We start from the raw sequence: 23,159 nt of genomic DNA on the forward strand, positions 1-23,159 counted from the left end.
CTGCCGGGCAGGGCGAGGGCCGACCGGCCCCGCCGACCGGGTGCGTGGCCCGGTCGGCGCGGTCGGGCGACCGCGCGCTGCCGCGCCGACGGGCGGGCAGAATCGGAGGGGAGCCGACGCACCTTCCCCTTTCCCCGGGAGCAGGACATGGACGAGAACCCTCCGGCCGGCGAGGCCGAGCCGCGCGTGACCGTGTTCCTGCTCGACGACCACGAGGTGGTCCGGCGCGGGGTGCGCGACCTGTTGGAGGCCGAGCCCGACATCGAGGTGGTCGGCGAGGCGGGCACCTGCGCGCAGGCCCTCGCCCGGGTGCCGGCGCTGCGCCCGCGGGTCGCCGTGCTCGACGTGCGCCTGCCGGACGGCGACGGGGTGAGCGTCTGCCGGGAGCTGCGCGACCGGATGCCCGAGCTGGCCTGCCTGATGCTGACCTCGTTCGACGACGACGACGCCCTGCTGGACGCGATCATGGCGGGCGCCGCCGGGTACGTGCTCAAGCAGGTCAAGGGCTCCGACCTGGTCAGTGCGGTGCGCACGGTGGCCGCCGGGCAGTCGATGCTGGACCCGGCGACCACGCGCAAGCTGATGGAGAGCCTGCGCCACCACGACGAGGACGACACCGAGGCGGCGCTGGCCCAACTCACGCCGCGCGAGCGGGAGATCCTCGTGCTGATCGGCGAGGGGAAGACCAACCGGGAGATCGGCCAGGAGCTGTTCCTGGCCGAGAAGACCGTGAAGAACCACATCTCCCGGATGCTCGCCAAGCTCGGCGTCGAACGCCGCCTGCAGGCCGCTGTCCTCGCCGCGCACGCCGAGGCCGACCACCCGCACCACACCCGGCCGCACTGAGCTCGCATGAGCCCGCACTGAGCCCGCATTGAGCCCGCATTGAGCCCGCATTGAGCCCGCTCGGCCCGGCCGACAGGGCCGACCGGCCCATGCGGGCAAGGCGTCCCCGGCCGGACCGTGGACGGTGAGGGGCAGCGGCCCCACCGCCCGCCGGCCAGGAGGCCGTGATGATGTACTACGACCACGGAATGAACGGTTGGGGCTACGGCCTGATGATGTTCGGCATGCTGCTGGTCTGGGCGCTGCTGATCGCCGCAGGCGTCGCGCTCTTCCGCTACCTGGCCCGCACCCAGCCGCACCACGCGGCCCCGCCGCCCCCGCCGCCGGCACCGGCGGCCCGTGAGCGGACCGACCCCGAACAGCTGCTCGCCGAGCGGCTGGCCCGCGGCGAGATCGAACCCGACGAGTACCGCCAACGCCTGGACGCGCTGCGGGCCGGCCGCCCGGGCCCGGGCTGACCGGCGGGAGGCCGCCATGACCACCCTGACCCTGGACGCGCAGGCCCTGGAGATGCTGATCTCGGCCGCGGTCGCCGCGCCGTCCGTCCACAACACCCAGCCGTGGCACTTCCGGCTGGTGCCGGAGACCTCCTCGCTGGAGGTCCGCTCGGTGCCCGAACGCTCCCTGCCGGTGCTGGACCCGCAGGGCCGGGCGCTGCACATCTCGGTCGGCGCGGCCGTGTTCAACCTGCGCACGGCCGCCCGCCGGCTCGGCCGCGCCCCCGAGGTCCGGCTGCTCCCGGACCCGGCGGAGCCCGGCCTGCTCGCCTCCGTCGGCCTGGACGAGCCCGCCGCCGTCCACCTGAACTCCACCGACACCCTGTACGAGGCGATCTGGCACCGGCATTCGATCCGCTCGCCGTTCACCGGCCCGCCGGTGCCCGCCGCGGTGCTCGCCGAACTCGCCGAGGCCGCCCTCACGGAGGACGCCGCGCTGTACCTGCCCGACCGGGAGGAGACCGAGCGGCTGCTGCACCTGACCGCCGAGGCCGAGCGCCGCAACACCACCGACCCGGGGCAGCGGCAGGAGAGCCGCAGCTGGATCCAGCGCCCCGGCGCGCCGTACGGGATCCCCGCCGCCGCGCTCGGGCCGCAGGACGCGGGCGGCCACCTGCCGATGCGCGACTTCGGCGCGCTGCAGCCGGAGCGGCACCTGGTGCCCGCCGCGTTCGAGGCGGAGCCGAGGATCGCCGTCCTCGCCACCCGCGGCGACCGGCCCGCGGACTGGCTGCGGGCCGGCATGGCGCTGCAGCACGTCCTGCTCGCCGCCACCGTGCACCAGGTCCGGGCCTCGCTGCTGCACCAGGCGATGGAGTGGCGGAACCTGCGCTGGGCGGCCCGCGACGCCCACCACGGACCCGGGCACGTCCAGATGCTGATCCGGCTCGGCTACGGCCCGGAGGGCGCGCCGACGCCCCGGCTGCGCACCGAGGACGTGCTGGACCGCTGAGGGCCGATCGGGCCGTTGAGGGTCGGCCGGACCGCTCAGGCTCAGTCGGCCGGGAGCGGGACCCGCCAGACGAGCTCGGTGCCGCCCCCGGCCGGCGCGGTGGCCTCGAAGGTGCCGCCGAGCCCGGCGGCCCGCTCGGCGAGGTTGGCCAGGCCGCTGCGCCGCCCGCCGGACGGCAGCCCGACGCCGTCGTCGCGGACCGTCACGGTGAGGTGGTCGTCGGCCTCGACGACGACCTCCACGGAGCGCGCCCGGGCGTGCCGGGCGGTGTTGGACAGCGCCTCCTGGAGCACGGCCACCGCCTCGTCGGCGACCTCCTTCGGCACGGTCGCGTCCAGCAGGCCCGCCGTCCGCAGCGCCGGGGCGAAGCCCAGCACCCCGGCCGCGCGGTCCACCACCGCGGCCACCGCCGCGCGCAGCCCGGCGACGGCCGGGCCGCTGTCGCGGGTGCGCAGCCCGAAGATGGTCGAGCGGATGGTCTTGGCGGTCTCGTCGAGGTCGTCGATGGCCCGCAGCACCCGGTCGGTCGCCTCCGGGTGGTCGATGAAGCGCATCGCGCCCTGCAGCGTCATCCCGGTCGCGAACAGCCGCTGGATCGCCAGGTCGTGCAGGTCGCGGGCGATCCGGTCGCGCTCCTGGAGCAGGGCGACCTGCTCGGAGTCGCGGCGCCGCTCGGCCAGCTCCATCGCGACCGCGGCCTGCCCGGCGAAGCCGAGCAGGGGGTCCGACTCGTCCGCCTCGAACAGCGGCGCCCCGGCGGCCCGGGCCATCATCAGGACGCCGCGCACCCCCAGCTCGGCCGTGCCGATCGGCACCGCGACCGCCGGACCCAGCCCGGCCCAGCGCGGCGGCCCGGCGGTGATCCGCGGATCCTTCTGGACGTCCGCGCTGACCACCAGCCCGCCGGTGAGGGCGGCCGCGCCCATGAAGGAGCCCTTCAACGGGAGGATCAGGTCGCTGTGCTCGTTCGCGCCGGTGCCGACCGCGATCCGCACCTCCAGCTCCTCGGTCTCCGGCAGGGGCAGCGCGACCACCACCAGATCGGCGCCGGCGATCGCGGTCGCCCGCGCCACCAGCAGGTCGAGCACCTGCTGCTCGGAGCTGCCGGACAGCAGGCTGCTGGTCACCTCCGCGCTCGCCGACAGCCAGCGCTCGCGCAGCCGGGCCTGCGCGTACAGCCGGGCGTTCTCGATCGCCACCCCGGCGGCCACCGCGAGGGTGGAGAGCACCGCCTCGTCCTCGGCGTCGAACTCGCCGCCGCCCCGCTTCTCGGTCAGGTACAGGTTGCCGAACACCTTGCCGCGGATCCGGATCGGCACCCCGAGGAAGCTGTGCATCGGCGGGTGGTTGGCCGGAAAGCCGTACGAGGCCGCGTGGTCGGAGATCCGGCCCAGCCGCAGGGGCTCCGGATGGCGGATCAGCTCGCCGAGGATGCCGTGGCCGGAGGGCAGCGGGCCGATCCGCCGGACCTGCTCGTCGGTGACGCCCACCGGGATGAACTGGGACAGCCGCTGGTCCTCGCCGACCACCCCGAGCGCGCCGTACTCGGCGTCCACCAGGGTCACCGCGGCCTCCACGATGTGCCGCAGGGCCTGGGTCAGCTCCAGGTCCCGGCCGACCGCGAGCACGGCCTCCAGCAGGCTGTGCACCCGGTCGCGGGTGCCGCGCGCGGCGTCCAGCCGGCTCTGCAACTCGTCCAGCAGGTCGTCCAGCCTCAGCTGCGGCAAGGGGGTCGGACTGTCGGGTGCGCTGCCCACCGCTTCCTCCGGAGCCTCGGCGACGGCAATCCCAGGGTAGGCCCGGACGGCGGCCCCGGCTTCCGAACCTGGGCCGGTCGGCCCACCCCCGGGGCCCGGCGGGCCCATGACCCCGCCCGGCGGCCGCCGCGACCCTGGAGACGGGGGCACCCGAGCGCGACGGGAGTGAGCACGATGAAGGCCCTGACCTACCACGGACCCGGCCGCCGCACCTGGGGCGAGGTGCCCGACCCGGCGGTCCGCGACCCCGAGGACGCGATCGTCCGGGTCGACGCGGTCACCATCTGCGGCACCGACCTGCACATCCTCAAGGGCGACGTCCCCGAGGTCACCGAGGGCCGGGTGCTCGGCCACGAGGCCGTCGGCACCGTCGTCACGGTCGGACCCGGCGTGCGGACCGTCGCCCCCGGCGACCGGGTGCTGGTCTCCTGCATCTCCGCCTGCGGCCGCTGCGGCTACTGCCGCCAGGGCGCGTACGGGCAGTGCACGGGCGGCGGCGGGTGGATCCTCGGCCACCTGGTCGACGGCACCCAGGCCGAGTACGTGCGGACCCCGTTCGCCGACACCTCCCTGCACCACCTGCCCGGCGGGGTCACCGACGAGCAGGCCCTGCTGCTCGCCGACATCCTGCCCACCTCCTTCGAGGTCGGTGTGCGCAACGGCCGGGTGGGCCCCGGCGACACCGTGGTGATCGTCGGCGCGGGCCCGATCGGGCTGGCCGCCGTCACGACCGCCCGGCTGTACAGCCCCGGCCGGATCGTCGCCGTCGACCTCGCCCCGAGCCGCCTGGAGGCGGCGAAGCGGGCCGGTGCGGACGAGGTGCTGGACGCCGCCACCAGCGACGACGCGGCGATCCGCGCGCTCAGCCGGGACGGGCTCGGCGCCGACGTCGCGATCGAGGCCGTCGGCGTGCCCGAGACCTTCGAACTGTGCACGCGGGTGGTGCGACCCGGCGGACGGATCGCCAACGTGGGCGTGCACGGCCGGCCCGCCACGCTGCACCTCGAAGACCTCTGGATCAAGAACGTCACCATCACCACCGGCCTGGTGGACACCAGCACCACCCCGCTGCTGCTGGAGATGCTGGCGGCCGGCCGGCTCGACACCGCCGGCCTGGTCACCCACCGTTTCGGCCTCGACGAGATGCAGGACGCCTACGACGTCTTCGCCGACGCCGGCGGCAACGGCGCGCTCAAGGTCGCCCTGTTCCGGACCTGAGCCGGAACGCCGCGAGGAGAACGCGAGGAGAAGGTGAGAGGTCATGGACACGCGTCTGCACCCCGACGACCCGCAGGCGGTCGCGCGGCGGATCACCGACCGGCTGGCCCAGCTGGGCATCGGCCCCGACTCGCTGGCCCGCGAGGCGGGCATGTCGCCGCAGTACCTGGCCGTCCTGACCGTGAGCGGTCCCGGCCTCGACCCGAACGGGTTCCTGCGGATCGCCGCCGCCCTCGGGCTGACCTACCGCGAACTGATCGAGGGACGCGCCGACCTGCCGCCCGGACAGAGCCCGCCCGGCCCGCGCCCCGCGTTGCTGCGGCTCGGGGAGGCCGAGTGCTGGGAGCGGCTCGGCAACCGGGGCGTCGGACGGATCGTCCTGCCCGCCGAGCCCGCGCCGCTCGCCTTCCCGGTCAACTACACCGTCGACGGGCGCACCGTCGTCTACCGGACCGACCCGGACGGCGCCGCCGCCGCGCCCGACGGCACGGCCGTCTCCTTCCAGGTCGACCGGATCGACGAGCACCGCAGCCACGGCTGGAGCGTCCTGCTCACCGGCACGGCGGAACGCATCACCGACCCGACGGCGCTGCACCGGCTGGAGCACGACCCCGCCGCGGAGCCCTGGGCGGGCGGGCCGAGGCCGCTGTGGATCCGGGTCCGGTCGCAGCGGATCAGCGGACGCCGGATCACCGGCCCGCCGAACGGCCGGGACTGAGCACCGGCCGGGACTGAGCACCGCAGGACGCCGGGGCCCGCGCCGGGAGGGCCGAGCGGCCCAGCACGGCAGGGCCGCCGGGCATCCGGGACCGGCCCCCAGGACCCTTGGGCGGCGGACCGCCCGGGGCGCACCGTAGGAGCAGGACACCAGCCAGACAGCCCCGCCAGGCAAGGAGCGAGTCCCATGACCGAGCGGCCCCTGACCCTCACCGACCTCCGGCTGATCGTCGAGGCGGCGTCGGCGGCACCGTCCCTGCACAACAGCCAGCCCTGGCGCTTCCGGCCCACCGCCGACCTGGACGGCCTGCTGGTGTACGCGGACCCGGGCCGGGCCGTCCCGGCCACCGACCCGGACGGGCGGGCCCTCCACCTGTCCGTCGGCGCCGCGGTGTTCAACCTGCGGGCCGCCGCCGCCCACCTCGGGCGCGGCGCCGCGGTGCGGCTCTGCCCCGACCCCGCGGACCAGGGCCTGCTCGCCGCCGTCGACCTGACCGGCGACCCCGCCGGCCCGGGCCCGCGGCTCGTGCCGGAGCTGTACGAGGCCATCGCCCGGCGGCACTCCAGCCGGCAGCCGTTCACCAACCGGGACGTGCCGGAGACGGTCGTCGGCGAATTGATGGCCGCCGCCGAGGCCGAGGACGTGCACCTCGCCGTCCTGGAGGAGGCCGGTGCCCGGCGGGTGCTGGAACTGACCGCCGAGGCCGAGCTGCGGACCTCCGCCGACCTGCAACGGCAGGCCGAGACCCGCGGCTGGCTGCGGGCCGAACCGTCCACCGACGGCATCCCGCTCGCCGCGCTCGGCCCGCTGGACCACGACGCCCGGGTCCCGATGCGCGGCTTCGCCGGCCGCCCGCAGCAGTCCGCCCCGCCCACCGAACGGTTCGAGGCGCTCCCGCAGCTGGCCGTACTGAGCACCCACGGGGACCGGGCGGTCGACTGGCTGCGCGCCGGCCAGGCGCTGGAGCGGATGTGGCTGGTGGCCACCGCCCGCGGCATCCGCGCCTCGGTCCTGCACCAGGCCGTCGAGTGGCCCGACACCCGGTGGCGGCTGCGCGACCCGGCCGAGGGCCCCGGCCACGTCCAGGCCGTCGTCCGGATCGGCTACGGTCCGCCCGGAACGCCGACCCCGCGCCGCGCCGTGGACGAGGTGCTCGACCTCGGCGGCCTCCCGCTCGCCGCCCGGTGAACGGAGACGGGCCGATGTCGACCGTCCGGCGACCACCCGGCAGCGCCGCGCTGCTCTCCGACGGCACCACCGTGACCATCCGGCCGATCGCCCCCGCGGACCGCCGGGCCGTCCTCGCCCTGCACGCCGAGCGGATGTCGGACGAGAGCCGGCGGCTGCGCTTCCTCGGCGCCAGCCGCCGCGCCGCGGGCCTGACCGCCGACCGGCTGTGCGGCCCGGCCCGGGAGGACGGGTTCGCCCTCGGCGCGTGGGCGGCGGACGACCTGGTCGGCGAGGCCGACTACGAGGTGCTCGACGCCGCGGCGGGCACCGCCGAGCTCGCCCTGGCCGTCGCCGACGCCTGGCAGCACCGGGGCGTGGGCACCCTGCTGCTTGAGCACCTGGTGCACGCCGCCCGCGAGCACGGCCTCGCGGCGTTCGAGGCGGACACCCTGGCCGGGAACCGGGCCGTCCACCGGGTCTTCACCGACCTCGGCCTGCCCGTCCACCGCCGCTACGAGCAGGGCGAGGTGCACGTCCGGGTGCCGCTCGCCGAGTCGGACGAGCACTACCGGCGCGCGGTCGACGAACGCGGCCGGGCCGCCGACGTCGCGAGCCTCGCCGCGCTGCTGCACCCCGCCTCGGTCGCCGTCGTCGGCGCCTCCCGGCGGCCCGGATCGGTCGGGCAGAGCGTGCTGCGCAAGATCCGCGACGGCGGCTTCACCGGCCGGGTGTGGGCGGTCAACCCGCACGCCCCGCAGGTCGCGGGCGAACCGGCCCACCCCGCGGTCGCCGCCCTGCCGACGGTGCCCGACCTCGCGGTCCTCGCCGTGCCCGCCGCCGCCGTGCCGACGGCTGCCGAGGAGTGCGGCCGGGCCGGGGTGCGGGCCCTGGTGGTGCTCACCTCCGGCCTGGACGCTCAGCAGGCACGGCAACTGACGGACAGCTGCCGCCGGCACTCGATGCGGCTGGTCGGGCCCAACAGCCTGGGCATCGCCGTGACCGACCCGCGGGTCCGCCTCGACGCCGAGTTCGGCGGCGCCTTCCCGCTGCCCGGCACCGCCGGGGTCGCCGTGCAGTCCGGCGGGGTCGGCATCGCCCTGCTGGAACGCCTGGCCTGGCTCGGCATCGGTGTCTCCAGCTTCGTCTCCCTCGGTGACAAGTACGACGTCAGCGGCAACGACCTGCTGCAGTGGTGGGAGAGCGACGGGCACACCGACCTCGCCCTGCTGCACCTGGAGTCCTTCGGCAACCCGCGCGCCTTCGCCCGCACCGCCCGGCGGGTCACCCGCTCGCTGCCCGTCCTCACCGTCGACGCCGGACGCTCCGCAGCCGGACGGCGCGGCGCCGCCTCGCACACCGCGGCCGCCGCCACCCCGACCGTCACCCGCGAGGCGCTCTTCCGACAGGCCGGCATCACCGCGGCACGGTCCGTCGCCGAACTGGTCGAGACCGCCGCCCTGCTGCACACCCAGCCGCTGCCCGCCGCCCGCGGCGCCGTCGCCGTGGTGTCCAACGCGGGCGGCATCGGCATCCTCGCGGCCGACGCCTGCGCCGACGCGGGCCTCGCCCTGCCCGACCTGCCCGCCGACCTCAGCGCCCGGCTGCTCGACCTGCTGCCCGCCGGAGCCTCGGCCGCCAACCCGGTCGACACCACCGCGGCGGTCCGCCCGGACCAGCTCCGCGACTGCCTGGAAGCCCTCGAACAGAGCGACGCGGTGGACGCCCTGATGGTCTGCCTGGTGCCCACCGCCCTGTCCGCCGAACCGGAGGGCGGCCTGCTGCGCGCCCTGATCGACGGAGGCGCCCGTCGCCGGACACCCGTCGCCGTCGTCCGCCTCGGCCAACAGGTGCCCGTCAGCCGCCTGCACACCGCCGACGGCCTGCTCCCGGCGTACGCCGACCCGCGATCCGCCGCCGTCGCCCTCGCCCACGCACGGGAACGCTCCCGGTGGCTGGCCCGGCCGGTCGGCACCGAGGTCGACGTCCCCGGATGCGACCCCGCCGCGGCCCGTCGGATCGTCGCCGACCACCTCGCCGACCACCCCGCCGGCGGCTGGCTCGACCCGTCGTCCACGGCGGCCCTGCTCGCCTGCTACGGGCTGCCGCTCACCACCGGCGTCTGGGCCCGCGACCGGCAGGCCGCCGTCGTCGCGGCCCGCGCCCTGCGCCGCGACGGCCACGACCGCCGGGCCGTCCTCAAGGCGTACTGGCCCGACCAGGTGCACAAGAGCGCCGCCGGCGCCGTCCGCACCGGCCTGCGCACCGACCGGGAGGTCCGCGACGCCTACCGGGAGTTCACCGCGGCCTTCGGCGGACGGATGGCCGGGGCAGTGGTCCAGCCGATGGCCGCACCCGGCGTGGAACTGCTCGTCGGCCTCGTCCAGGACCGGGTCTTCGGCCCGCTGGTCGTCCTCGGCCTCGGGGGCACCGCCACCGAGGTCCTGGACGACCGGGCCGCCCGCCTCGCCCCGCTCACGGACCTCGATCTGCCCGAGATGGTCGCCGCACTCCGCGCCGCCGAACTCCTGGCCGGCCGCCTGGGCAGCCCGCCCGTCGACCTGCCCGGGCTCCACCGGATCCTCGCCGGCCTCTCCCGGATGGCCGGAGACCTGCCGCAGGTCGTCGAGGCCGACCTCAACCCGGTGATCGCCCGCCCCGACGGCGTGCTCTGCGTCGACGCCCGGATCCGGGTGGAACCCCGGCACCCGTTCGACCCGTACCTGCGCCGACTGCGCCGGCCGCAGGGCCTCCCGGAGGAGGAGTCGTGAACCGGCACAGCATCCTCGACGGCACGCCCCGCGACGACCTCACCGGGTCCGGGCAGTCGGCCGCCGCGCCGCCGGTCAGCGCCTTCATGCGCCGGCCGGCGGTCGCCGTCACCCTCGACACCGACTTCGCGACCCTGGTCGCCGCGGTCACCGCCTCCCGCTACGGCGTGCTCCCCGTCGTCGGCCGCGACGGGACCGTCGTCGGTGTCGTCGCCGCCTCCGACCTGCTCACCGCCTACGCGGCCGCCGCCGGTCCGGACCGGCCCCCGGCCCTGGTGCGCGCCCGCGACCTGATGACCGCGCCCGCCGTCACCGTCACCGAGGACCGGCCCGCCCGGGACGCGCTGCGCACCGCGCTGCGGGCAGCCGTCCACCACCTGCCCGTGGTCGATGCCGACGGCCGACCGGTCGGCCTGCTCTCGCCGTACGACCTGCTGGACGCGCTGCGCCGGGCCGACCAGGCGATCCGCGACGAGGCACTCGCGCTGGCGCTCACTCCCGGCTCGGGCGTCGTGCCCGGCTCCCTGCACGTCAGGTGCGAACGCGGAACCGTCCTGCTCGCCGGCCGCACCCGGACCCGCTCCGACGCGGCGGCCCTGTGCCTCGCGGTCTCCCGGATCGACGGCCTGGCCGGCCTCACCGACCACCTCCTCTGGGACCTCGACGACGTGGCCCCGGCGGGCGGCCCGTCCTGAGCGCGCAGAGTCCCCGATCCGGGGTGGACCGGGGACGGGGGTCGCGGGCGATTATCCGGGCTCGGACGGCGTGTCGGCGGTGATGGCCCGTCCGGTGACGGCGGTGGGCCTGACCTGCAGCCACAGCTCGCGCACCCCGCCCGCCCACGGCTCGGGGTCGTGGCGGCGCCGCGGACCGGCCTCCGCCGCCGGCTCGTCGAAGCGGCTCGCGGTGCCGCGGACCAGCACGCTCCAGCCGGTGCTCAGCGCCTCGTCGATCCGGTCGACCTCGACCGCGATCCGCTGCCCGAGAGCGGCGGCGAGCGGCCCGTCCGCACCGGTCCGGAAGAGCAGCGTGCCGTCCAGCACCCGGTAGTTGACCGGCAGGACCAGCGGGCCCTGCGGCGTGGTCAGCGCCACCCGGCCGACGCCGCCCGGGGCGAGCCTGGCCCAGCACTCCCAGGGGCCGAGGTGGCGGAGCTGCGGCCGGGCCGCCGCCCCGCCGCCGCCCGGCGGAACGCCGAGGCCGCCGCCGAGCAGGTCCGCCGCGGTGGTCCCCAGCGCCGCGGCCAGGGCCAGCACTGTGCCCGTCGCGGGGCTCGCCGGCGTGGTCTCCAGGTACTCCAGGTACCCCTCGGCGATCCCGGCGCGCGCGGCGACGTCCGCGCGGCTCAGCCCGAGCTGCTCCCGGCGCAGGGCGAGGCGTCGCCCGAGGTCGCCGGGGTCGGCACGCGTGGCGTGCTCGTGTTCGTGTGCGGCGGCGCTCATGAACATGACCCGCTCCCTTCGGAGCCGCGCGGATGCTGCTGCCTCCAGCCTCGACCCGCAGCCGGACCGCGGGGAGGGCCGGTCGGCCCCCGTCGCCGGCCGGGCGGCCCGGGTCAGCTCGGCTGGCGCCTGGTCCAGCGGGGTTCGACCAAGGTCCACTCGGTGTCCCACTGGGCGAGGCGGCGGCGGTCGAGCAGGAGGACCGCGCCCTTCCAGGCGGAGAGGCACAGCAGGGGGACCGTGGTCGCGAGGGTGGCCGCGGCGAGCCAGCCGTTCTGGGCGGCCTGGCTGCGGGTGGTCGGGGCCGGGACGACCGCACCACGGGCGTCGGTCCAGACCGTCACCGCGCTGCCGGCCCGCTCGCCCGACCAGACCTGGACGATGGCCGTCCTGGTGGACCCGTCCGGTGCGGTCCAGGCGGCGGTGGCCGGGACCTTGGCGGGAACGCCGGAGTCGGCGAGGGGCGCGTCGGCCGTGAGCCGGGCCTCCACCGGATGCCGGGTGGCCGCCGCGGCCAGGCCGGCGTGCACCTGTGCCCGGTAGGTGGAGAACCCGGCCGCCGCGGCGGCGGGGAGGGCGAGGACGGCGGTGGCGAGCAGGAGGCAGCCCAGCCACCACTGGACGCGGTCGCTGCCCCGCCGCAGCGGGTTGCCGCGTCGGCGCGCACGGCTGCGCATGGCGGCCCACCTCCTCGCGGGCACCCGGACGGTGCTCCCAGCTTCCAGCTTGCGCCGCCCGGCGCCGCCCGGCCCAGGCCCGAGTGGCCCGGGCGGGGGGCCGACCGGCCCCGCCGACCGGGGTCGGGGGACCGGACGGCCGTGGCCGTCGGAGCGGTGCGTCAGCTGGGGAGGCACCCCGGGCTGCTGGTCGACGGCGAGACCGAGCTGCCGGGCGACGGGGGGATGGTGGTGACGGGGGTGGGGGAGAACGAGCCGCCGCCTGGGGTGGGGGTGAAGAGGGCCGCGGGGCTCGTCGGGGCGACCGGGAGGAGGGTGATCCAGCAGGGCTGCGGCTTGCCCGGGCCGAACAGCGAGATGCGGTTGATCACGTACGGGCCCTGGAGGTACCAGCCGTGGAACCACACGGTGACCGAGGTGGTGGACGGCCCGGTGGTGAAGGTGGTCTGCAGGACGTTGGACTGGGGGAGGTTCGACCAGAGGGACGGGTCCGGGCCGCCTGTCCCGGTGGCGCCGACGAAGACGTACGGGCCCTGTACGTTCGCGGTCAGCGTGTAGGTGGACGACGGCTCGACCGGGACCTCCTGGCTGCACCCGGCGTAGTCGACGTCGCTGGGGTAGCCCTGCAGGCCCGAGGAGGCGCCGCTCGCGGGCAGGACCATGCCGCGGCAGGACCAGAAGGTCAGGTGGTTGCCGATGTTGAAGCCGCCGTTCCTGATCGCTTCGACATCGGTGTTCGCCGCGGCGGCGTCGGCCCAGCTGAACAGGAGGGCCGCCGTCGCGACGGCGGCGGCCAGCAGGCCGGCCGGCAGCGCTCGGCGGTCGCGGCGGCGGTTCGGAGTGCGCATGCTGTCTCCAGGTGGGGGCTGGTGGTCGGAGGACAGTGCGGGGAGCGCGCGCACCACACAGTGGAGTAGACCAATCGCGCTGTCAAGGCCTCGTGGGTCGAGCACGGACACACAAGGCCGTTTCCCTCGACAATGGTTGACGTGTCGTCATGAACGCCTGCGAAGAGCGGGCGGCTCGCCCTCCGCGGCGCCGCCCGCCGCTTCGATCGGGATCGGCCCAGCGCGAGCTGTGGGAGGCACGGCAACGGGCAGGCCTGTCCTTCTCCGCCGATGTCCCGATAAACCGACCTGCGGTGCGCCGGGAAGCCCGGTCGGCTCGGGGGCGACTGCGGCGATCGGGCGGTGGTGACCGCGATCGTCCTGAGGCGGAGACGCCCTCATCGCGGAGCAGGACCCGACCCGCCGGTATCGCGAAGCCCGCGAGCTCGGCCAGGCTCCAGATCGAGCGTGGCAGGCCGTGCTAGCTGACCTGGCTGGTCGTCGCGTGGGTCTCGTGATCGTAAAATACCGGCCGCGCCACGTCGTTCTTGCCGGCGGACCGGGCGGCCGCTGCCGGTGCGCGGGCGGGAACACCGTTCCCATGCCGTGCCGGGGCATGCCGCGCCTGGGGAAGCGTCGATGCGGGAGCGGCTCACGGTTGAGGCAGTGGGGTCCGGGCCCGGGCACCGCTGGTCACCGGCCGAGTTCGTCCAAGGAGCGGCGCGCGGCCGGAGCCTGGAGAGGGTCGAAGCCGGGATCGGCGGCGAGTGCGGCTGAGAGGTGGCGACGGGCTTCGCCGGTGTGGCCGAGGGCCTTCTCGATCTCGCCTCGGTGATAGAGGAAGAGGGCGTTGTTCCAGCCATGGGCTGCGGCCCGCTCGGCGAAGGTGAGGGCTTCGGCGTCCGCGCCGGTGCGGTGCAGGGCCCAGGCGAGGGCGTCGGCGACGAGGACGTTCTGCCGACGCGCCCATTCCGCTCGCAGCAGGCGGACGGCTTCGTCGGGGTCGCCGTGGTCGGCCTGGTACTGGCCGAGGGTGAGGTCGTCCACGACGCCGTTGGCTGTGGCGAGTTGTAGTTCGGCGGCCAGGAGGCGGTACTGCTCCGCCGCCTCGGTGCGGTGGCCGAGTGATTCGTGGAGTTCGCCGAGTTCGAGGAGGTACTGGGGCAGCGGGACTCTGGCGATGGCGGCGGTGTAGTCGCGGATCGCGTCGCTGCTTCGGCCGAGTGCGGCTTCGGCGCGTGCCTGTCCAGCGAGGGCGGGTGTGTAGGCGGGGTCGGTGCGCAGGGCCTGCCGGTAGCCGGTGAGGGCGTCGTCGGTTCGGCCGGTGTCGCGGTCGAGTTCGGCGATCTGGAATTGGCAGAAGGCCTTGTCGGCGGGGTCGTAGGCGCCGTCGAGGGCCTGCTGGAGGGCGTTGCGGGCGTCGTCGGTGCGGCCGTGCTGTTCGAGGTCGTAGGCGGCGCGGGTGAAGGACGCGGTGCCGGGCCGCCGGTCGAGGAGCTGCTGCACGGCGTCGGTGGCTCCGGTGTCGTCGCCGAGCTGGGTGCGGGCGTCGGCGAGGACGGCGTAGGCGGGCCAGTGGGCGGGGGCCATGGCGATGGCCTGCTCGGCGAAGTCGCGGGCCTGGGCGAACAGGTGGCGGGCGTTGGCGAGCGCGCCGAGCCCGGTGAGCGCGTCGACGTTGTCCTTCGAGGTGAGCTGCAGGGAGCGGTGGAGGGCCTCCTCGGCCTTCGGGTAGTACGAGGGGTCGGCGGTGATCCGGGCCTGTTCGACGTACTCGGAGCCGAGCCGGGCCCACCCGGTCGCGTCGCCGGGGATCGTCCGCAGCCGCTGCTGGTCGGCGGCGATCGCTCGCGTGAGGGAACTGCTTCCGTCCGGGGCACGGTCCGCGCCCCGGACGGAATCCGATCCCGGGGGCCGGGCGGGCGCCGTGCCACGGTCCAGCGCCCCGAGGGCGGCCAGGCCGCCGCACAGAACAGCGGTGGTGAGCAGCAGCGGCAGGCGGCGCATGTACGGTCCTTCGGTCGAGCGGTGGAGACGAGGGGCGTGCGGGTGGCCGAAGCCGACGGCATCGGCCACCCGCAGGGTCAGGAAGGTCAGTTGGGCTGGTTGACGGCCTTGTCGTAGGGCAGGGCGAGGTAGGGGAAGGTCGCGGAGAACGGCTTGTCGGTGGTGTTGACCTTGTCGCCGGCGGCGAGCGCGCCGATCAGGTTGCCGGGCGTTGCGCCCTCCATGACCTGCAGGGCGATGTCGACGACGTCGTCGGTGAGGCGGCGGCCGTTGGGGAAGCCCTGGAAGTCGCCGTTGAGGATGCCGAGCCGGTCCGGGTTGGGGGTGACCGGGGTGGACATGTTGAGGCGCAGTTCCTCGGCGGGGACGAACCGCTTGGCGTCGATGTCCTGGTTCATGAGCTGGGAGTTGAGGTCGACCGCGTACGGGCCGTTGGCCGCCTTGGCGATACCGGTGAGGAAGATCTCCTGGAGGTCGGTGCGCGGGGTGGCGGGGGCAGGGAGGCCGTAGATCGCCTGGACGAGCTTGGGCACCTCCGGGTCGAGGACCCGCGCGACGACGGCGGGCTGGTTGTGGTCCTCGGACGGGGGAAGGGAGTTGAAGGCGTCCTTGAGGCCCGCGGGCAGGACGACCTCGTTGACGAGCGGGTTGCCGAGGCGGGAGACCTGGACGAACTTGCCGGTCGGGTCGGCCTTTCCGGGGCTGAGCTTGAGGGTCTGCTTCTCGGTGCTCGACCAGATCCCGATGACGGGGTTGCGGGTCGCGTCGCCCTTGTAGGCGAGTCGGCTCTTGGGGATCTGCAGGGCGACGGAGTTGACGTTGTACCCGGCGAGGGTGTTCTGCCCGACCTCGGAGAGGTTGCCGCCGTAGAGCAGGTCGAAGACCCGCAGGTCGAGGAAGAACGGGTCGGCGGCCTGGGTCGCGACTGTCTGTCCGCCGCCCGGGAGCTGGACGGTCGCCTGCTGGCGCAGCTGACCGTAGTTGGGCATGGAGGCGCGGCCGGTGTCGGACGGCGCGACCTGGCCGTGGTCGACCAGGGTGAGCGGCTTGCAGCCCGGGCGCAGCTCCTCGAGCGTGTAGTACTGGCGGAACAGCAGGGTCGGGTCGGAGAGGTTGTTCACGACGCCGTTGTTGTAGAGGAAGGTGTTGGTGCCGCGCTGGTCCTCGGTGTGGAAGGTCCAGCGGTAGGTGATGTCGGGCTTGCCGGTGCCCTGGGAGTCGATGTTGATGTCGTAGTGCGCGCCGTCGGCCCAGGGGTAGAAGTTCGGTCCGCCGTTGGGCTCCTGGAACGGCAGCCAGTTGGCGATCAGGGTGACCGTGTCCGGGTTGTCCGGGCTGGTGAACGCGTAGACGTCGGTGTTGTCGACCTGCGGGTCGGCCGCGATCAGCGGCGCCTCGCGGTGGCTGGAGGCGGACGAGGTGCCGGCTCCGGCGCCGAGGAGGGTGGACCCTGCCAGGGCCATGCTCATGGCGGTGAGGACCGCCGCGGTGCGGGCGGTGGAGTGCGTGCGGGCGCGTGGACGCGTGACGTTCATGCGGGTGGGATTCTCGCTTCCATGACAGGCGAATGTCGCCCCGTGCCGGCTGGCGTCGGGGTGGGGATCCGGCTGAGCAGCTGCACTCGGCACTGTGGACCGGATCCCGACACGCCTTCGCGCACCGGGCGGGCACGGACGGGTCGCCTCACCCCCTTGGCGCAGCGGTGTCACCCGCCCGGACGCACGGGAGGCTTTCCCGGGGGCGGAATCGCTTGGCCAGCCCGAGGATCACACGTCGTCGGTAGCAGCCAGCGGATGGACGGGCGCTCCGGGCAGGACCCACCGCTGCTCGATCCGGGCGAGTTTCCAGACGGCGAGGGCGACGGCCCAGGTGGCGAAGAACAGGCCGACGATCACGAAGCCGACCGTGTTGAGGTCCAGGCCGGAGATCCAGTCCCAGAACGCGCCGCGCAGGTGCAGCTTCTCGGCGAGCAGGCCCAGCAGTTCGACGGTGCCGATGATCAGGGCGACCGCGACAGACAGGCCGGTGACGGTCAGGTTGTAGTAGATCTTGCGGACGGGCTGGGAGAACGCCCAGCCGTAGGCGAAGTTCATGAACGACCCGTCGATGGTGTCCAGCAGGCACATGCCGGCGGCGAACAGCACCGGCAGGCACAGGACCGCGTACCAGGGCAGGCCCGCGGCGGCTCCGGATCCGGCGAGGACCAGCAGGGCGATCTCGGTCGCGGTGTCGAAGCCGAGGCCGAAGAGCATGCCCAGCGGGTACATCTGCCACGGCCGGCTGACCGACCTGGTGACCCGGCCGAGGATCCGGTTGAGCAGGCCGCGCTTGTCCAACTGCTCCTCCAGCGCCCGCTCGTCGAGGTGCCCGGCGCGCATCTGCCGGAACACCTTCCAGATCCCGGCGAGGACGACGAGGTTGATGATCGCGATCAGGTACAGGAACGAGCCGGAGACGGCGGTGCCGACCAGTCCGGTCACCTGGTGGAGCCGGGAGTTGTCGTCCTGCAGCGGGGCCGCGAGGGACTTGATTCCCAAGGAGAGCAGGACGGCGAGCGCGAAGACGATCGAGGAGTGTCCGAGAGAGAACCAGAACCCGACCGACAGGGGCCGTTCCCGCTGGTCCATGAGCTTGCGGGTGGTGTTGTCGATCGCGGCGATGTGGTCGGCGTCGAAGGCGTGGCGCATGCCCAGGGTGTAGGCGGTGACCCCGATCCCGATGCCGAAGCCCTTCTCGCCGATCGTGTGGTGCTCCGGGGCCACGACGGCGACCAGGGTGATCCAGCCGACGAGGTGCAGCGCGACGATGAAGGCGCCCATCGCGGCCAGGCGGCGCCATTCCTGACGGGTCATCGCTCCTCGGGGCTTCGCCCGGAGGGGACTGTGCTGTTCGTGGGACGGGGCTTCGGATGAGGAGGCCATCAGGCGTCCTTCCTACTCCTTCGCCTCGACGCACCCCACATGGTGCATCAGTTGCGTAACTGCACAATGACTGCAAGTGCAAGCCCCTGTCGCGGGGCGCGCCGGGGGCGCGAGGAGGTGCGCCACCGGCGCCCCAGGCGTGGAGCAGCCCTTCGACGGCCGGACGTTCGACCGGGGCGAACGCCTGCCCGGTTGCGCTGGGGCCGAACGGGTGGTCTCGACGGTCCATCGGGCTGGTGACCGCTACCGATTGGGGTTGAGCGCAGATGGTGATCCCGGGCCGATGCGGTCCCTCCCTCTCCCTGCCCGGCCGGACTCGGCTCCGGGGCAGTCAGCACCCCTTCCGGAGGCCAAGCGTGGCCGTCCCACGATCCATCGCCCGGTCAGGCGCCGCGGCATCAGCGGCCCTGGGCCTGTTCGCTCTCGCGGCACCCGCGGCACAGGCCCACCCGCTCGGGAACTTCTCCGTCAACCACTACCTCGGCTTCATCGTCCGCCCCGACCGCGTCGACGTCCTCGCGGTCACCGACACCGCCGAGATCCCAACCCTGCAGGAACAGCGGCAGGTCGACCGCAACGCCGACGGCACCGTCGACAACACCGAACGCACCACCTGGGCGGCCGATCAGTGCACCCGGATCGCGCAGCGGCTGCGCGTCACCACCGACCAGGACGGCGCGCCGATCACCTGGCGCGTGGACACGGCACAGTTCTCCTACCAGGACGGCTCGGCGGGCCTGCGGACCGGCCGCCTCGAATGCGGGCTGAGCACCGCACTTCGGATCCCGGCCGTCGGCACCACCCTGCGCGTCGACAGCGGAAGCGACCCCGGCCGGGTGGGGTGGAACGAGATCACCGCCCGCGGCGACGGCACGACCGTCGACCGCTCCGACGTCCCTGCCCACTCCACCTCCGACGAGCTGCGCGACTACCCCCGCGACCTGCTGGACAGCCCCAGCGGTGTCACCCGCGCCCAGTTCCGGGCCAGGCCCGGGAGCGGGGCGGAGGCCGTATCCGCCCTCGCTCCGGCAGCCGGTGCATCCGGTCCGACCGCCTGGCTCGCCGGCCTGGACGCCCGCCTCACCGAACTCGGCGCGGCGCAGCGCCTGACCCTCCCGCTCGGCCTGCTCGCCGTCCTCCTGTCGATCGTGCTGGGCGCCGGGCACGCGCTGCTCCCCGGGCACGGCAAGACGGTGATGGCGGCGTACCTGGCCGGTCGGCGCGGCCGCACCCGCGACGCCGTCACCGTGGGCGCGACCGTCACGGTGACCCACACCGCCGGGGTCATCGCCATCGGCCTGTGCCTGACCACCTTCTCCTCGCTCGCCGGCGACGTCCTGCTCGGCTGGCTCGGGGTGGCGAGCGGCGTCCTGGTGGCCGCGGTCGGGGCAGGGCTGCTGCGCGACGCCGTCCGCCGTTCCCGGCACGCCCGCGCCCACGGGCGCCTTCCGGCCCCGCACCCCGGCCCGGACGACGACACCACGAGGGAACTCGCGCACGCCGCGGCCCACGCCGCCGGCATCCCGCACGACCACCACCACAAGCCGCACCCCGCCCCGGGCGCCACCCAGGTCCTCCTCGCGGACCACGGCCACCACCACGATGACGACCACCGCCACGGGCACGGTCACCACGACAGTAGCCATCATCACGGGCACACCCACGGCCAGGACTCCGGCCGTCATCACGGCGACGGCCACCGGCACGGCCTGTTCGGCGGCGGGCACCACCATCACGACCCGGGCGAGCCCGGCCGCCGCAACCTGATCGGCCTGGGCATCGCCGGAGGCCTGGTCCCCAGCCCCTCCGCGCTGGTCGTCCTGCTCGGCGCGATCGCCCTCGGCCGGACCCTCTTCGGTGCCGCTCTGGTTGTCGCCTACGGCCTGGGCATGGCCGCCACCCTCACCGCCGTCGGCCTGCTCCTCGTCCGCGTCGGCGACCGGGTCACCGCCGCGGAGCACGGCACGCTCGGCAGCCGGATCCGACGCCTCGCCCCGTACAGCGCGCTGCTCACCGCCCTGCTCATCCTCACCGTCGGGCTCGGACTGGTCATCCGCAGCCTCCCCGCGACCCTGTGACCGCACCCCTCGACCGGAGGCCCACCGCGATGACCACCCGCTTCACACGCCTGCTCGCCCTCGCTGCCGCCCCGCTGCTGGCCGCCTGCGGGGGAGCGGCGGACGGCAGCTTCGACGCACAGCCCTCCGCCCCGTCGCCGAGCTGTATCCAGCACCAGCAACAGGAGCCGGGCAGCAGGTACACGAGCGGACCATCGGCCGATCCGCGCTCGGTGCTGGAGATGATGCGCTTCTACACCGCCAACGGCACCAAGGCGTACTGCGACGGCAAGCCACCGACCGACACCGACCGGCACTGGACCGCGCTCTACACCAAGCTCGGCGGCGACCCGGGCCACGTGCCCCAACCCGTCAGGACCTGACACTCCAGTCCCGGCCACCCGACCTCCACCGAGCGCCGCATGCGCCACTGGGTTGCCGGCTGGTGCAGAGCTGATCATGACGAGGCCGGAGCGGCATCGTGCGGCGAAGGAGGCGACGTCAACATGGACAGGCGGAACACCTTCGGCCGCAAGGCGCCCTGGCTCCTGGATGACCGCCGGGCGAAAGCGGCGCCCAGTACGTCGAGGGACGCATCCCGCGTCCTCCGAACGATTCCTGCCGAACACCTGTTGAAGGAACCGGCGAAGAGCCGGTGAGGCCCGGAGCGGACGCCGCGTCACCGCGACCGCGGGTCACGCCACGGCGGTGACCACGACGCGCACCCGGACGGCCGCGGTCGCGGGCCGGTCGTGGAGCGCGGCGGTGATCCGGTCGCGGACGGCGCGGGCGGTGGCCGCGGCCTGGTGGCCGGCCCGCACGGCGATCCACACGTCGACGCGCGGTGACGGTCCGAGGCGGATCCGCACGCCTCCGGTCGCTCCGCCGGTGCGGGTGAGCCGTTGCAGGAGGTTCGGGCTGAGGTAGGCGACGCCGGGCGTGCCGGCCACGAGTTCGGCGAGCTCGGCCTCCAGCCGGAGCGGGTCCGGTGCTGTGGTCATGGCTGCTCGTCCTCTCGGATCAGGTCCCGCACCATGACGTCGATCTGCCGGACGTCAGGGGGCCGCGCGGCAGCCTGCGTCCGGGCCGGCTGCAGCTCGTGCAGGGGGTGGAAGGCCGGATTGAGGTCGAGGGCCTGGGTGAGCTCGGCGCGGGCCCGGTCCGGGTGGCCGAGCGATTTCTCGATCATGCCGCGGTGGTAGTGGTAGAGCGCGTTGCGGGTGCCGAGGGCCAGTGCGTGGTTCGACTGGGCGGCGGCCTCCTCGTCGCGCCCGTTGAGGTGCAGGGCCCAGGCGTAGGCGTCGTGGGAGTCGAGGAAGGGCCGGGTCGCCAGGCCTTCCTGGGCGAGGACGAGGGCGGTGCGCGGGTCGCCGTGGTCGGCTTCGAAGAGGGCGGCGTCGCTGTCCGCGCCGACGGCGTTGTTGGTGAAGGAGTCTCTGCTTGGCGCGGACGAGTTGGTACTGCTGCTCGGCCTCGGCGGTACGGCCGAGGGATTGCAGGAGCTCGCCGTAGGCGGTCAGGACGTCGGGCTGCGGGAGGCGGGTGACGGACTGCTGGAAGTCGGCCAGGGCTCCCGCGCTGTCGCCGCAGGCGGCCCTCGCGCGGGCGCGGGCCTGAAGCAGGCCGGCGTTGCCGCGGTCGCCGCGCGCGGCGCCGACTGCACCACCACCGGAGGCACCACCCGCACCAGCGGCTACGACAGCGCGGACCGGCTCACCGACGCCGGCTACACCTACGACGCGTTCGGCCGCACCACCGCCCTGCCCGGCTCCACCGTCGCCTACTACGCCAGCGACCTGGCCCAGCAGGTGACCACCGGCGCCAACCGCACCAGTTGGTCCCTCGACTCGGCCCAGCGGTTCCGCACCTCGACCGCGGAGACCTACAGCGGCGGCACCTGGACGGCCGGCCGGACCACGACCAACCACTACGGTGCCGACGCCGACTACCCGCGCTGGGTCACCGACAACCTGGGCAACCTCACCCGGAACGTCCTCGCCCTGGGCGGCGACCTCACCGCCACCACCGGCAACGGCAACGCGGTCACCCTCCAACTCGCCAACCTGCACGGCGACGTCGCCCTCCAACTCCCGCTGGGCGGGGCCGCCCCGACCGTTCTCGACCACGAGGAGTACGGCACCCCCCGCGCGGGTCAGGCAACCGCGGCGTACGGCTGGCTGGGCGCCAAGCAGCGCTCCGCCGAGACCCCCGGCGGCCTGCTGCTGATGGGCGTGCGGCTCTATAACCCCGGCACCGGGCGCTTCCTGTCGGTCGACCCGGTGTACGGCGGCAACGCCAACGCGTACGACTACACCTCGGGAGACCCGCTCACCCGCTACGACCTCGACGGCCGGTGGAGCTGCCCGCAGTGGTGCAGCTGGGCACCCCGTAAGATCGCCGAGACCGAGGCCTGCCACTCGCTGGGCCGCGGCTGCGGCTGGGCCAAGCAGATGTCCGACATCATCTCCAGCATGGCGCCCGGTGGCCACGGCAAGGAGAACGCGATGCGGCACTTCATGTGGCAGGCGGGCCTCACCCTGTACTTCGGCGCGGCCGCGGCCAAGCGGCTCGGCGATGCCCACGAGGTCGGCCAGCACGGCAAGGACCACGACATCGACGTCTACAACAACGCGTACGCCAGGAGGTACGCGGGGAGCTACTGGTTCCGCAAGCGCATGAAGGCCGCCATCTCCCGACGGCAGTTCTTCGAGGTGCTGTACCAGCAGGCCGAGCGGGTCTACAACTCCCGTGCCCTCCGCGAGTAGCCCACCATCCGCACCGTAGGAAGGACAAACGTGAAGAAACTGTGGCGGGCCTGTCTCGTCATGGCCGCGGTCGCGGCGGTGGGGGTGGCCCTGCTCTCGCTGCCGGAGATCCTGGCCGGCCGGGGGTGCGACGCGGCGGTCGGCCGCGCCGACTCCGAGCAGGCCCGGCAGCTCCTCACCGCGCACCCGGACGGTGTCGCGGACGGGAGTTCCAGCAAGGCCTGCAATGTGGACGGCGGCTTCGGCCACGCCGAGACCGAGTACCGGTACGACGTCCCCGAGACGGAGATCGTCGCCTTCTACCGGCAGCGCGCCGCCGCGGCCGGCTGGACCGCCGACGACGAGGGCGCGGTGGGCCATCCGGAGAGCGTGGGCTTCTGCTTCAGCCGGACGGTCTCCGAGCAGCAGGTGCTGATCCGGGTCTCCTTCCGGAAGCCGGAGCACACCTACATCGTCAAGGCCGAGTCCAGTCTGAAGGACGACGACCCCGGCCGGTGCTGGGTGTCGTGACCCGCGGCGAGGCCGCAGCCCTCGGGC

At 74.6% G+C, this 23,159-nt stretch carries 21 protein-coding genes; 12 read left to right on the forward strand and 9 right to left on the reverse strand.

Annotated elements, in window-relative coordinates:
• Nucleotides 1-147 precede the first annotated feature (147 nt).
• The 3 genes from ACGFX4_RS28290 to ACGFX4_RS28300 all read left to right on the forward strand — a co-directional run bounded on the left by ACGFX4_RS28290 (nt 148) and on the right by ACGFX4_RS28300 (nt 2,295).
• Nucleotides 148-846, forward strand: coding sequence for a response regulator (locus tag ACGFX4_RS28290; RefSeq protein WP_393080019.1), 699 nt, complete (start codon nt 148-150; stop codon nt 844-846).
• Between the two features lie 167 nt (nt 847-1,013).
• A complete protein-coding gene (locus ACGFX4_RS28295; RefSeq protein ID WP_393080022.1) occupies nt 1,014-1,304 on the forward strand; it encodes an SHOCT domain-containing protein in 291 nt (96 codons plus the stop codon).
• 16 nt (nt 1,305-1,320) lie between these two features.
• Complete coding sequence (locus ACGFX4_RS28300; protein ID WP_393080024.1) at nt 1,321-2,295, forward strand: Acg family FMN-binding oxidoreductase; 975 nt, start codon at nt 1,321-1,323, stop codon at nt 2,293-2,295.
• 41 nt (nt 2,296-2,336) lie between these two features.
• On the opposite strand, the gene ACGFX4_RS28305 is transcribed toward ACGFX4_RS28300, so the two are convergent.
• Nucleotides 2,337-4,052, reverse strand: coding sequence for a GAF domain-containing protein (locus ACGFX4_RS28305; protein WP_393080027.1), 1,716 nt, complete (start codon nt 4,050-4,052; stop codon nt 2,337-2,339).
• 174 nt (nt 4,053-4,226) lie between these two features.
• Here ACGFX4_RS28305 and ACGFX4_RS28310 point away from each other — a divergent pair, with 174 nt between their 5' ends.
• The 5 genes from ACGFX4_RS28310 (at nt 4,227) to ACGFX4_RS28330 (ending at nt 10,621) form a co-directional block, all read left to right on the forward strand.
• Entirely contained in the window at nt 4,227-5,270 is a 1,044-nt protein-coding gene (locus ACGFX4_RS28310; protein ID WP_393080030.1) for a zinc-dependent alcohol dehydrogenase family protein, read from the forward strand.
• 43 nt (nt 5,271-5,313) lie between these two features.
• Complete coding sequence (locus tag ACGFX4_RS28315; protein ID WP_393080033.1) at nt 5,314-5,988, forward strand: pyridoxamine 5'-phosphate oxidase family protein; 675 nt, start codon at nt 5,314-5,316, stop codon at nt 5,986-5,988.
• Nucleotides 5,989-6,174: 186 nt separating this feature from the next.
• Entirely contained in the window at nt 6,175-7,176 is a 1,002-nt protein-coding gene (locus ACGFX4_RS28320; RefSeq protein ID WP_393080036.1) for an Acg family FMN-binding oxidoreductase, read from the forward strand.
• Nucleotides 7,177-7,190: 14 nt separating this feature from the next.
• Nucleotides 7,191-9,926, forward strand: coding sequence for a GNAT family N-acetyltransferase (locus tag ACGFX4_RS28325; protein ID WP_393080038.1), 2,736 nt, complete (start codon nt 7,191-7,193; stop codon nt 9,924-9,926).
• Complete coding sequence (locus tag ACGFX4_RS28330; protein ID WP_393080041.1) at nt 9,923-10,621, forward strand: HPP family protein; 699 nt, start codon at nt 9,923-9,925, stop codon at nt 10,619-10,621. The genes ACGFX4_RS28325 and ACGFX4_RS28330 overlap by 4 nt, the downstream gene beginning before the upstream one ends.
• 51 nt (nt 10,622-10,672) lie before the next feature.
• Here the strand turns inward: ACGFX4_RS28330 and ACGFX4_RS28335 are convergent, their stop codons facing one another.
• From ACGFX4_RS28335 to ACGFX4_RS28360, 6 genes are all read right to left on the reverse strand, one after another.
• A complete protein-coding gene (locus tag ACGFX4_RS28335) occupies nt 10,673-11,368 on the reverse strand; it encodes a pyridoxamine 5'-phosphate oxidase family protein (RefSeq protein WP_393080044.1) in 696 nt (231 codons plus the stop codon).
• Nucleotides 11,369-11,481: 113 nt separating this feature from the next.
• Entirely contained in the window at nt 11,482-12,045 is a 564-nt protein-coding gene (locus tag ACGFX4_RS28340) for a hypothetical protein (RefSeq protein WP_393080047.1), read from the reverse strand.
• Between the two features lie 161 nt (nt 12,046-12,206).
• A complete protein-coding gene (locus ACGFX4_RS28345) occupies nt 12,207-12,893 on the reverse strand; it encodes a hypothetical protein (protein WP_393080050.1) in 687 nt (228 codons plus the stop codon).
• A 672-nt stretch (nt 12,894-13,565) separates the two neighbouring features.
• Nucleotides 13,566-14,879, reverse strand: a complete 1,314-nt coding sequence (locus ACGFX4_RS28350) for a tetratricopeptide repeat protein (protein ID WP_393080053.1) — start codon at nt 14,877-14,879, stop codon at nt 13,566-13,568.
• 86 nt (nt 14,880-14,965) lie between these two features.
• On the reverse strand, nt 14,966-16,414 hold the full coding sequence (locus tag ACGFX4_RS28355) for a DUF4331 domain-containing protein (RefSeq protein ID WP_393080056.1): 1,449 nt from the start codon (nt 16,412-16,414) through the stop codon (nt 14,966-14,968).
• Between the two features lie 231 nt (nt 16,415-16,645).
• Entirely contained in the window at nt 16,646-17,800 is a 1,155-nt protein-coding gene (locus tag ACGFX4_RS28360; RefSeq protein ID WP_393080059.1) for a HoxN/HupN/NixA family nickel/cobalt transporter, read from the reverse strand.
• A gap of 356 nt (nt 17,801-18,156) precedes the next feature.
• Between ACGFX4_RS28360 and ACGFX4_RS28365 the strand changes: the two genes are divergently transcribed.
• Together ACGFX4_RS28365 and ACGFX4_RS28370 are read left to right on the forward strand one after the other, a co-directional pair.
• Nucleotides 18,157-19,878 carry a high frequency lysogenization protein HflD gene (locus ACGFX4_RS28365; RefSeq protein ID WP_393080062.1) on the forward strand — a complete coding sequence of 574 codons (1,722 nt, stop codon included), beginning with the start codon at nt 18,157-18,159 and terminating at the stop codon, nt 19,876-19,878.
• A 29-nt stretch (nt 19,879-19,907) separates the two neighbouring features.
• Nucleotides 19,908-20,240, forward strand: a complete 333-nt coding sequence (locus tag ACGFX4_RS28370; RefSeq protein ID WP_393080064.1) for a hypothetical protein — start codon at nt 19,908-19,910, stop codon at nt 20,238-20,240.
• Between the two features lie 312 nt (nt 20,241-20,552).
• On the opposite strand, the gene ACGFX4_RS28375 is transcribed toward ACGFX4_RS28370, so the two are convergent.
• Together ACGFX4_RS28375 and ACGFX4_RS28380 are read right to left on the reverse strand one after the other, a co-directional pair.
• Nucleotides 20,553-20,858, reverse strand: coding sequence for a hypothetical protein (locus ACGFX4_RS28375; RefSeq protein ID WP_393080066.1), 306 nt, complete (start codon nt 20,856-20,858; stop codon nt 20,553-20,555).
• Complete coding sequence (locus ACGFX4_RS28380) at nt 20,855-21,190, reverse strand: tetratricopeptide repeat protein (RefSeq protein WP_393080169.1); 336 nt, start codon at nt 21,188-21,190, stop codon at nt 20,855-20,857. Before ACGFX4_RS28380 ends, ACGFX4_RS28375 begins: the two co-directional genes overlap by 4 nt.
• A 91-nt stretch (nt 21,191-21,281) precedes the next feature.
• On the opposite strand from ACGFX4_RS28380, the gene ACGFX4_RS28385 reads away from it, so the two are divergent.
• Nucleotides 21,282-22,622: an RHS repeat-associated core domain-containing protein gene (locus ACGFX4_RS28385; protein ID WP_393080069.1), complete on the forward strand. Its 1,341-nt coding sequence runs from the start codon at nt 21,282-21,284 to the stop codon at nt 22,620-22,622.
• A gap of 30 nt (nt 22,623-22,652) precedes the next feature.
• Nucleotides 22,653-23,132, forward strand: a complete 480-nt coding sequence (locus ACGFX4_RS28390) for a hypothetical protein (protein WP_393080072.1) — start codon at nt 22,653-22,655, stop codon at nt 23,130-23,132.
• Nucleotides 23,133-23,159 lie beyond the last annotated feature (27 nt).

Origin of the sequence: Kitasatospora sp. NPDC048365, from assembly GCF_043200835.1 — a bacterium.
In the GTDB taxonomy this organism is placed as follows: Bacteria; Actinomycetota; Actinomycetes; order Streptomycetales; family Streptomycetaceae; genus Kitasatospora; species Kitasatospora terrestris.

What these genes read in the sequence shown, in the direction of transcription:
- ACGFX4_RS28375 (WP_393080066.1), bottom strand. Translation starts at nt 20,858, where the DNA reads ATGACCACAGCACCGGACCCGCTCCGGCTGGAGGCCGAGCTCGCCGAA.
- ACGFX4_RS28300 (WP_393080024.1), top strand. Translation starts at nt 1,321, where the DNA reads ATGACCACCCTGACCCTGGACGCGCAGGCCCTGGAGATGCTGATCTCG.
- ACGFX4_RS28370 (WP_393080064.1), top strand. Translation starts at nt 19,908, where the DNA reads ATGACCACCCGCTTCACACGCCTGCTCGCCCTCGCTGCCGCCCCGCTG.
- ACGFX4_RS28340 (WP_393080047.1), bottom strand. Translation starts at nt 12,045, where the DNA reads ATGCGCAGCCGTGCGCGCCGACGCGGCAACCCGCTGCGGCGGGGCAGC.
- ACGFX4_RS28350 (WP_393080053.1), bottom strand. Translation starts at nt 14,879, where the DNA reads ATGCGCCGCCTGCCGCTGCTGCTCACCACCGCTGTTCTGTGCGGCGGC.
- ACGFX4_RS28295 (WP_393080022.1), top strand. Translation starts at nt 1,014, where the DNA reads ATGATGTACTACGACCACGGAATGAACGGTTGGGGCTACGGCCTGATG.
- ACGFX4_RS28360 (WP_393080059.1), bottom strand. Translation starts at nt 17,800, where the DNA reads ATGGCCTCCTCATCCGAAGCCCCGTCCCACGAACAGCACAGTCCCCTC.
- ACGFX4_RS28290 (WP_393080019.1), top strand. Translation starts at nt 148, where the DNA reads ATGGACGAGAACCCTCCGGCCGGCGAGGCCGAGCCGCGCGTGACCGTG.
- ACGFX4_RS28355 (WP_393080056.1), bottom strand. Translation starts at nt 16,414, where the DNA reads ATGAACGTCACGCGTCCACGCGCCCGCACGCACTCCACCGCCCGCACC.
- ACGFX4_RS28310 (WP_393080030.1), top strand. Translation starts at nt 4,227, where the DNA reads ATGAAGGCCCTGACCTACCACGGACCCGGCCGCCGCACCTGGGGCGAG.
- ACGFX4_RS28335 (WP_393080044.1), bottom strand. Translation starts at nt 11,368, where the DNA reads ATGAGCGCCGCCGCACACGAACACGAGCACGCCACGCGTGCCGACCCC.
- ACGFX4_RS28345 (WP_393080050.1), bottom strand. Translation starts at nt 12,893, where the DNA reads ATGCGCACTCCGAACCGCCGCCGCGACCGCCGAGCGCTGCCGGCCGGC.
- ACGFX4_RS28325 (WP_393080038.1), top strand. Translation starts at nt 7,191, where the DNA reads ATGTCGACCGTCCGGCGACCACCCGGCAGCGCCGCGCTGCTCTCCGAC.
- ACGFX4_RS28320 (WP_393080036.1), top strand. Translation starts at nt 6,175, where the DNA reads ATGACCGAGCGGCCCCTGACCCTCACCGACCTCCGGCTGATCGTCGAG.
- ACGFX4_RS28315 (WP_393080033.1), top strand. Translation starts at nt 5,314, where the DNA reads ATGGACACGCGTCTGCACCCCGACGACCCGCAGGCGGTCGCGCGGCGG.